The organism is Prevotella pallens ATCC 700821 (assembly GCF_000220255.1).
Lineage (GTDB): Bacteria > Bacteroidota > Bacteroidia > Bacteroidales > Bacteroidaceae > Prevotella > Prevotella pallens.
On the sequence record NZ_GL982513.1, the window covers coordinates 2221943 to 2231902 of the forward strand.

Sequence of the window (9960 nt, forward strand, 5' to 3'; positions counted from 1 at the left end):
TTCAGCAGACATATTCATCTTCTTTTACGAACCTTCCATTATAAACGATTACAATTAGTCGTCTTCTCTTTCCCAATCAAAGTCATCTTCTTCAAAATCATTTTCCCAAAAGCCCTGTATCACTCTTTCGTTATGACTTCCATCTTCTTTGGTTTCAAGCAAAACCCAATTCAAATCATCTTCTTCTGCTCGCGGATTACCTTCTTCTAAAAAGTCATAAAAGCGTGCAACTACACCCTTAGTGTAAATACGTAAGAACTTCTCTGCATCTTCTTGCGAGAAATTATTTTTAAACTTTTCGAATAGTTTATCCCAATCGCCATCATCATCTAAGTCATCTGCATAATCACAATTAGCATCTATGTCTCTCGATATTTTATGTAACTCTTTGAAGACTGTCATACGAGCAAATTGTGGTATATCTTCTGTTACTTCACTAAAGGCACTAGCTAAATTATTTTTAAACCCTGCTTGTTCCATCTTATCAACAAGATTTATAATTTCTTGTTGTTTCTCTTTATCGAGTTCAGATATTTCACGCAAATAAAACTGTTTAGCCGATTCGTTTAAACCTTCTTCTTCTATTATCGCTTCTAACTGCTTCAATATTTTCATAACTTTCTTCTATTTATATTTATGATTAACTTCTATAAGTAGATTTATTCTACCCTACAAAGGTAGTCTTTTATATTAGAAAACTGCATAAAATAATAAAAAACTAACAAGCCAACAAGTAAAGCATTCTAAGTATCTCAGAAATACAACTCGCACTTTTCTACTGCTATCTAATATTGAAAGTTTAAGTATAACCTTTTAACCGTTCCACTCTGTTTTCTATCGTCAATCTCACGGGTTACTACTGTAAATAAAGATTTCCTTTTTCAAACGGATAAACTTATGCTACAGTGTTTACTTGTACGGAGAGTAGTTTATAACACAAAACAGAACAAGTATAATGCCGCTACACTGATAAACATCGTTCCAACTGCAAATATTCAAGCGCCTATATACTAGCTTATCCAACCTGGTGCGGTTTAATTAGTCATCACATAAAAAATACATTCACAAAAGGCGATGCTCTCATTTTTAATTGTTATCTTTGCTATACAATGTAGAATATGAAATGTTACATTATGAGAAATTAAGGTATATAGAATATGGAAAAGAAAGATATCATAAGCAAAATAGTAGAAACAATTAAAACTACTTTCGAGCAAGATGGGTTTAAATTGAAAATGCCAAACAAGTTTGTGAAAAGAAATGGAGACAGTTTATACATCTATGAGATTTGCGTAACAAATCTAAAGACACATTTTTCATTGCATCTTAAACTTAAGTTGCAAAACAAAAGTATTTCTACTGGTGTGAATAATGTTCTAAAAAAGGTATTGAAGAATCCTGGTATAAAATACCCAAGTAATTTCACTGATAAAGTAATAGATGGCATTTTCAAAGGAAGAACTTCTAACAAAGATGTCTATGGATTAACTGACTGGCGACTCTTCAAAGAAGACGAACAAACATTGAACGATTTTAATGAAAGATTCTCTATTTGGTTTTCTATTTTTGAGAAACTGGAGAATAAAAATAATTGGCAGACAGAGTTATTACAAAGTGTGGGTTATGCAAAGAGTTGGTTTCTATTGGTTGATAATGATGCATACTTAATAAAGCATACTGATTATGTTGCTATGTATTTATTAAAGAAGCAGAATAACACAAAGGGAGTTGAAGCTAAATATAAAGAGATTTATAATAGAATGAAAACTTTAGGTCAGGACACACAAGAATTAGAACTCTTTTATAAGTATTTATTCCAAGAAAATTAAATGGTAAAGCGCTTCATCATAGCATCAAAAACTTATTGAAAATGATTAGATTGATGTCTCTGAATTAAAATTTAATAATCAAATACAGCAAATACACATAAAGATTAAAATGGAGGTCGCTGTAATATTGGTGAAACATTATTGGTGATACATAAATTCCTTTTATTCAGAGCTGTTTACCAGGTTAGAGTATAAAGAAAGAATATACTTAACACCACTACTATTCTAATTTGTTCGCCATATTACTGGCAATGTTCATTAGATATATTGGCATATTGCTTTGCGCCATAAATTAGTGAGAATTATACAGCTACCAATACTCTGAAGAGTTTATTGTTTTTCAGACACTTATAAAACATATTAATAACTACTTACGTGTTTAGTTGCAGAATTAAACAGCTGTTGTTTTTTGTGATATCTAATTCGCAACTGACAGATATCTGAGACGAACGTTACAGACGTCTGAGACGAACGTTACAGATATCTAAAACAAGAGCCTCCAATATCTAATTGATTTTTCTAACTATATAAGATATTTTTTTAGAATTGCGAATAAGCATTAGGCATTGCTAATAAGGGCTCACCTATTTCCTACTGTACTAAAACCAACTGTTGGTTCTAAATAAAAAACATTATACAAAAAAATATCGCAACTACCCACAAATATGGATAATTGCGATATTAAAACTATATATAGTTTTCTTCTTTCTATGCGTCGTTTTTTACAGGTCCGAAAGGTGTTGCTGTTCTTGGTTGCTGATTAGGCATTTGAATCTTTCCGAACTCTTGTTCGTATCTAACTATATTCTCTTGTAAAGCAGCTAAAAGTCGCTTCGCATGTTCTGGTGCAAGTATTACTCTACTAGTTACTGTTGGTTTGGGTATACCTGGGAGCATACTAATAAAATCGAGCACAAACTCTGAGCTTGAATGTGAGATAATTTGGAAATTCGTATAAATTCCCTTTGCTACTTCAGGACTTAAATCTATCTGAAGCTGCTGTCCTTGTTGGTTTTGATTGTTGTCCATGTTGTTTCTATTTTTATTATGGCTTATAAAACTTACCTTTAAGTTCTAAGCTATGCAAAGATAATACATTTCAGACAATTCAGCAAGAAACATTCCTATTTTATATTTCTACAACTAAAACGTAGTGTCGCACACATTAACATTCAAAAGAAAGGTAGCTACAAAGTTTATTCTATTACCGCATATCTCATATCTTTCAAAATTAATATCGTAAAAGCATAATGTTTATAATAAAAACCATAAACTAACGAACTATAACTACTAATTTACTGCGTGTTATATATTTCTACAATGCTTGCCTGTTGATAGCATTCCTATCGAGCCAAAACGGAAATGATGGGGCATTTCAGCACGAGAGAGTCTTGCTCTGAGCCATTCTTTCAAATCGTCTTCAGCGAGCAGAGCGCCTGCTTTCAATTCTATCTGCGCACTAAGCACACAACCAAACCGAACATCGGAAACAGCGTAAACCACTGAATCTACTATCAAAGCATGCTCTTTCAATACTTGCTCAACGTGTTCGGGATAAACATTCTCGCCGCCACAGACTACCATTCTATCGGCTCTTCCACGATGTAGAAAACGACCATCGGGCAACTGAAGCACGCGGTCGCCAGTGCTCTGCCAACAGTTTTGCCGTCCAACCATTGCCCACTTACATTTCACCCACAGTGTTCCAACACCCTCAGCATCGGCATCGCGCACTTCACATTGCATTCCCCGAATAGGTTTTCCAATAGAAACTTCACCGTTGTAAATAAGCTGTTGCGGTGTAGCAAGCATAAAAAAGCCAGCCTCTGACGTTCCATAAAGATTGTAAAGCACAGGTCCTATATGTTCTATAGTATGCTTTGCCAACGACACATCGAGCCTATCGCCTCCGCTGATAATGCACTTCAGCGAACGCAAACGAGATTCGGCACACTCCACTTGCCATAATCTGGCAAGCATAGCAGGCACCATTGGCATAACCTCTATATGCTCTGTTGCCACAACATTCAGCACCTCTTCGGCATCGAAACGACGCAGCAAACATACAGTCTTGCCCATGACAAACGAGACAAGCAGCGTAGCCAAACCAAAACCATGGTAGAAAGGAAGTCCTATCAGCACGCTCCGATAGCTATCAATATGTAAATCGCAAAGCAACGAAAAGAAGGGTGGCAGAAACTGAACAATACCCGTTTGTCGTGCTGCCTCCTTATATTTACCACTCGAACCGCCCGTCATTACACTGATATTCCCGCCTCGCTTTATGTGTGGCAGCGTGGTATTACAAACAAAATTGTGTGTTTCTATACTTTCCAACAATTTTTCACACGATACCATAGAACACATTGCATACAAGTTATTTGCCTGTGTAAGTTCCTCATCGTAGATAAAAAGTGCGAACGAACGGCCCATTACTTGTGCCAACTGTTCGTCCGAGAGGTCGGTGTTTAGCAACTTTACGTGGACTCCCAACCGCGAGAGAGCAGGCAAAAGCAAGGCTGAAACAAGATGGTTACGACAAAACAGTGCCACATGCTGTCCGCTTTCTAAATGGTAATTATGGTAGAGCAAACGAGACAACCGTTGCGCCAATGCGTAGAACTCTTGATAATCTACGTGCCGATTGTCGCTCACCACAGCACAATGGTGTGCATGGTAGCAAACAGCAAAGCGCACAACAGCCATCAACGTAATGCCTTCGTGCAGGAAACAGCTAAGCAAACGCACAATACCACGTGGCGTAATAAGGTGCAAATGCCACAACGAATGTAAGAGAGACTTTTTCATAGAACAGACTTTTGATAGAAATAACGAACTAATGGAGCAAACGCCCATGCAACAGGAGCCGTAAGACGCGACCACCAAGGCTGGTAGGAAAAGTGGTGTCCCATAGCCAGCCGCAACAATATGCACGCTGCATCGTCAGCCGAATAGGCAGGCAAGGAGCGATAATGTGGGTTAGCCATCGACATTTCCGTGCGTACCAATGGTAGATATGCCACATGGACACCAACGCCAAACGGTTTCCATTCGCATTCTGCCGTACGACACCAGACATTAGTAGCACACTTCGATGCGTGGTAAGCCGACCAGCCCGGAGCAGGCGGATACAGAGAGCTTACAGATGACGTATAAACCAGCTGTCCACCTGTCTGCCGTAAAGCAGGCAACAAAGTCAAAGCCAACGCTACAACAGAGCGATAGTTTAGGTCCATCGTACGATCGAAATCGTGTAGCCGTTCGGTGGCATCTGCTATCTTTCGGCAGATAGACTTTCCAGCATTACAGAAAAGATAGTCTACCTGAGGTAGTTGTTCTAGGTTGTGGCACAACGAATTCAGGGCAGAACGGTCGCGCAAATCGAGTGCACAACATACTGCCTTACAGTTCAGTGTCTGTGCTTCGTTGCACAAAGCTTGCAGTTCTGTCTCGCTACGAGCCACAAGATATAAGTTCGCTCCTGCTCGCATTAGTCGCTTAGCCAATGCAGCTCCGATGCCTCGCGATGCTCCTGTAATTACCACCCATCGTCCTTTGAACCGACATTTCAGCTGCGTTTCGTCTACACGGGGCTTTGGATAAAACAAGAACCTACTGAGATTGAGTATACTTCGCCTCATTGTTATTTCTTAATATTCCAACTGCAAACATAACTCTTATTCCTCAATTACACAAGTTTTCGTTGTATATTGTATATGAAAAGCAGAAACACAACAAATTAATTCTTATTTCTTCTCACTTCCGTTCTATAATTAGAGAGTATCTATGGGCAACATTTTGCTAATGCATTAACAACAGTTTGATGATAAATTAATATACGCACTGTTATTTTCTATATTACAGGGAAATATTTGCAAACTATATTCGTTAATATTCTTAAGATGCTTTATTACAAAAGCACATTTACAAGATAATAAAAGATGAATAAACTTTTGCTAATTGTCGATCCACAGATCGATTTTATTACTGGTACTCTCCCTGTAGAAAATGCTGCAGAGGCTATGAATGCGTTGGCAACGTATGTAAAAACAAATGGTGATACATATAGTCTGAAAGTAGTTACTTTAGATTGGCATCCTTTTCATCACAGTTCGTTTGCTGATGAGGGAGGATTATGGCCGCGTCATTGTGTACAACACTCTACAGGTGCTGCTATTTGGCAACCGTTATTGGTTGCTCTTAATCAACAGGAAGGAGGATTTACACCTTTATATAAAGGAACCAATATTGGAAAAGACGAATACTCTATTATGCAGAATGAAACATCTGCAAATATTCTCAATAAATTAATGGAGAAGTGGGACATTGAGCAGATAGACATTTGTGGATTAGCTGGAGATATATGCGTATTGAACACAGCTAAGGACTTAAAAGAAGTTATAGGCAACATTAAGCTCAATGTGCTTGAGACTTATTCGCCCTCATTAGATGGTGGCACGGCTTTAAGTGAATTTATACGAAACTGAATTCATGCTGAACAGAGCAGTCGTCTATTATATTTTCCATTGTAATTGAAACTCTAAATCGGTAAGGTTAGAACCGCTTATCTGCTGCAATCCTGATGATATTTGCTTACGATCAAAGTAATGTGTATTACTTATCTTTAGCAGTGCAGATAGGTTCTTGTGTAAATTGGCTTTAACGAAAATAGCTCCTCGCACTCCTTTTCCATAAAAGGCAGGAAAACTAAAGTTGTAGAGCATACTGCGCTCGTATACATACAGGCGTGAAGCAAAATCGGAAGTATGGAAATAACCTATATTAGACGATGTTTGAAGCCACGAAAAAGGTTTCCACGTAATAAATTCGCTCAACATATATCCCACGCTATTGGTTTTATACTTAGCAGAAACCATATCTAATTGTATTTTATTCTCCCAGTTTCGATGCGAGAACATAAATGCAAAGTGTGCTCGCTGCATATATTCGTTCGCCAGTCGAGTGCTATTAGCATTGTCTTTCTGCCGAATCTTAAATCTATAACGCACTAAAAACGAAAAGTTGTTATGTGTGTATACTGTAGAGAAAAGATTATCCCAAGCACAACTTGCCACCGAAGCTAAATAGCGTGGTTTTGCAAAATAAGCATAATCGGAATAGATATTTGCGGTAAGAAACCTATTTATGGTCCAAGCTAGTCCCAACAATAATCCCATTTCGTTTCGTGTTTGTCCTCCTTCGCTAAAAGCATTTCCATTAAGAGCCCAATATTTAGCACTGTAATAACGCTGAATAGCTGTTATTGCTACTTGTTTTGACGCCTGAAACGATGCACTATTTAAGGTAGCAAAGGCTCCGTTACCACTCATTGCCGATTCACCATTCACATTCCATCGCGAATTTATATAACCATAATTAGCCCCAACATTCCAAAAATTGTAACCCTGTGGATAGTCGGTACGATACTTTTGCTCAGTGTTCGGACATAATGGACGGCTAAACTGCGAATATAATGCAGTCAGACCTAATTGAAACCCATTTCTATGCCACTGCACATTGCTTCCAAATGCCGTTGTAGAATAATTGTTTTTCTTCTCCAGTTCTACAGTGGTACGATGATAACCCGTTTTTAAAAGTGTGCGAATACTACCATCGCTATTAAGTGTTGCATCGTTTCTACGATAAGATGCAAAAGCCGACAACGATATATTATGTGTTAAAGCCAACGTTATGGCTCCACCTTGCAAATAGTTTGCTTGCGAACGTGAACTGTGTGGACGAATATTAGTAAAAGAACGTCCTTGTGAGAGAAGATACATTGTTTTTCCAAAACTAAAATCGCTATTCACAACCAAACCTTGCCCAAAACGTACTTTATAGCGACCAATAACTGCTGACTTAATGCAACCCAATTTGCGTACAGCTACATAAAAACTATAATAATCGTAGCCCATTGCATTTCTATTAGCGAAGAAAGGCTCTCCCCCATCTTGCGCACCAACAAAACCTGCCTGGAAATAATCGGAATAAGAAAACTTATAGCGCACCGAATGTGAATATGGATAGCCCAAATAGCCACTTTTATCGCCTACACGTGTATAGAAAGGCACTTTAGCTGTAAACAGAATATTATGTTTTCCACGTCTCAATATAGTAGAAAGTGCAGGATAATGTTGTTCGTCATCAACCTTTATAGTTACAAAATGGCTCAATAATCTGCAGCGTATATCATCGAGCGACTCTATCATCAATAGTTCACCCACTGAACGCATTCCATGATACTGATAAATGTAAGCCAAAATATCTTCTATCTGTGTTGGAGATAGAAAGGGAAGCTGCTCTAAATCTTCACGAGTAGCCTTATTCAAGTCTATAGGTTGCATCTCCAAACTACAAAGCAAGTCGTAATCTTCTTCACTCATTATATTCTCCTGCTCCTCCGTTTCCAACAATTCGCTATATAATTGTTCCCAAGCATGTTGTTCTTGTGCATTTGCTACCACGCAACACAAGAGGAGAATAAGCATCAAAACACAGTTTCTCATTTTATAAGTTAAAAGATTGTTTGTTTAGTATGTTGCCACACCACTTTTCGATGAACACTGCCACAAAGGTATAAGATTATAATGAAAACAACAAATAAAAAGCGCAATGAGTAGAAAAATAATTAACGTTTATACATTTGTTTCTATTGCAACATTCTCCATTGCCGTTATATTAATATTAGTTTTCCATTTCAACAATATACAAAAAAGTTGTTACTTATAAAGTAGAGAAACTTGCAGCTACAGAACAATTAAATCCAAACTGAACTTTAGAACATAATGCCTTTATATTTCTGTTTATACTATTACTTTCTGCCATCTTTCGTTTTAGATATCTGTAAGGAATGTTTCAGATATCTGTAAGGAACGTCTCAGATATCTGTAAAGAACGTCTCAGATATCTGTAAAGAACGTTTCAGATATCTATCTTTTTTACATAAGATATCTGTGAGTGCTATTTTAGTTTTCTGGTACTCACAAAGTAGATATTAGTGCGTAATGCCTACTTCATAATTTCTTATAGATTTAATTAGTTTGCTTGCCTCATTTAGTAAATATAATGCACTGTTTTTAAGGCTTTACAGTTCTCTGTAATGAACCTTAAGCTTTAGTGTTGTTATTATGCTATCAAAAAGGCTCATAATCAATTATCTTACACTGTAAAGTGAGATAAAGAGAGAAAAATGAAACTTTTGGGAGAAAAATCATCGAAAAAAAATTTGGTAGATTGAAATAATTTGCCTAATATTGCGCTTATCAATACGGAGCAAACGTTCTGCTTTAATTCTAGTATAATGAAATTATGGAAAATCAAACAGATAAAGAAAGTATAAGCAAAAGAGACATTATCTTAATGAATCGTTCAGATTATTTCTGAAAAAAGACCATGCGGACGTATCTTTATTTATGTGGCGTTGGACGAATTGATACGTACAAAAGAAATAAAACAAGAAGAAAAAATACTTCTTCTTGTGCCAGAGAGTGGAAGGTTCTCGTATGGAACAGTATTTTTATCTATATGATAATTAGGCATTGTACTTATAAAGTCCCTTGCAAGGAATTTATAAAAACAAAAGAGATTGGAATACAAATATTAAATTTATAACTTGCATACATTTAAGAAAATCAAAAACACAAGTTGTAGAACTTGGAAGTTGCAGTTATCTGCAGTGCAGCAATTCCTACCGAGCAATTCGGGAAACTGTATGAAACAATGGATAATGTTTAAAAGAGAGAACAACTAATTCAATCTCTCAATAAAAAAAATACTTACTTTTAATAAATATGAAAAGGATTACAATTATTTTATTTTCGCTAATTTTGACTTTGCCTATAGCAGCCCAAAAGAAAACATTGGAATTAGGCATATATGGAGGTTTGCAAACCTATACAAAAATCGGCAATCCATACGAAAACTCATTCAGTTCGGGCTTTGGCATCGGTTTTCTATCTAAGTATTATATCAGCAATCGTCTTTTTTGGACTACCGACTTATTCGGAGCTACCGATGATGGTACAGAATTGAAATTGACGAATATTCCTGAAGGTAATCGGATTTTATCTATGTCTCGTAAAGACTATTCAATAAGTACGGGATTCGGTTTTAATGTTATATCAACAAAACT

General features: G+C 36.7%; 7 protein-coding genes and 2 pseudogenes. 4 read left to right on the forward strand and 5 right to left on the reverse strand.

Going from position 1 to position 9960, the window contains the following annotated elements; translation table 11 throughout:
• Positions 1-54: 54 nt before the first annotated feature.
• Positions 55-615 carry a hypothetical protein gene (locus HMPREF9144_RS08805; protein ID WP_006045618.1) on the reverse strand — a complete coding sequence of 187 codons (561 nt, stop codon included), beginning with the start codon at positions 613-615 and terminating at the stop codon, positions 55-57.
• Between the two features lie 542 nt (positions 616-1157).
• On the opposite strand from HMPREF9144_RS08805, the gene HMPREF9144_RS08810 reads away from it, so the two are divergent.
• Entirely contained in the window at positions 1158-1829 is a 672-nt protein-coding gene (locus HMPREF9144_RS08810) for a hypothetical protein (protein ID WP_006045619.1), read from the forward strand.
• A gap of 708 nt (positions 1830-2537) precedes the next feature.
• Here the strand turns inward: HMPREF9144_RS08810 and HMPREF9144_RS08815 are convergent.
• The 3 genes from HMPREF9144_RS08815 to HMPREF9144_RS08825 form a co-directional block, all read right to left on the reverse strand.
• Complete coding sequence (locus HMPREF9144_RS08815; protein WP_006045620.1) at positions 2538-2858, reverse strand: DUF3467 domain-containing protein; 321 nt, start codon at positions 2856-2858, stop codon at positions 2538-2540.
• Between the two features lie 276 nt (positions 2859-3134).
• On the reverse strand, positions 3135-4637 hold the full coding sequence (locus tag HMPREF9144_RS08820) for a class I adenylate-forming enzyme family protein (protein WP_006045621.1): 1503 nt from the start codon (positions 4635-4637) through the stop codon (positions 3135-3137).
• Positions 4634-5470, reverse strand: coding sequence for an SDR family NAD(P)-dependent oxidoreductase (locus HMPREF9144_RS08825; RefSeq protein WP_006045622.1), 837 nt, complete (start codon positions 5468-5470; stop codon positions 4634-4636). Before HMPREF9144_RS08825 ends, HMPREF9144_RS08820 begins: the two co-directional genes overlap by 4 nt.
• Positions 5471-5770: 300 nt before the next feature.
• On the opposite strand from HMPREF9144_RS08825, the gene HMPREF9144_RS08830 reads away from it, so the two are divergent.
• The gene (locus tag HMPREF9144_RS08830; protein ID WP_006045623.1) at positions 5771-6316 is read left to right on the forward strand and encodes an isochorismatase family protein; all 546 of its coding nucleotides are present in this window, start codon (positions 5771-5773) and stop codon (positions 6314-6316) included.
• Positions 6317-6343: 27 nt separating this feature from the next.
• Here HMPREF9144_RS08830 and HMPREF9144_RS08835 read toward each other — a convergent pair whose 3' ends face one another.
• A complete protein-coding gene (locus tag HMPREF9144_RS08835; RefSeq protein ID WP_040595433.1) occupies positions 6344-8335 on the reverse strand; it encodes a ComEA family DNA-binding protein in 1992 nt (663 codons plus the stop codon).
• Between the two features lie 890 nt (positions 8336-9225).
• On the opposite strand from HMPREF9144_RS08835, the pseudogene HMPREF9144_RS13805 reads away from it, so the two are divergent.
• Positions 9226-9357, forward strand: a pseudogene (locus HMPREF9144_RS13805) (3-oxoacyl-ACP synthase); the annotation flags it as partial.
• Positions 9358-9619: 262 nt separating this feature from the next.
• Positions 9620-9960: pseudogene (locus tag HMPREF9144_RS08840) on the forward strand (hypothetical protein); the annotation flags it as partial.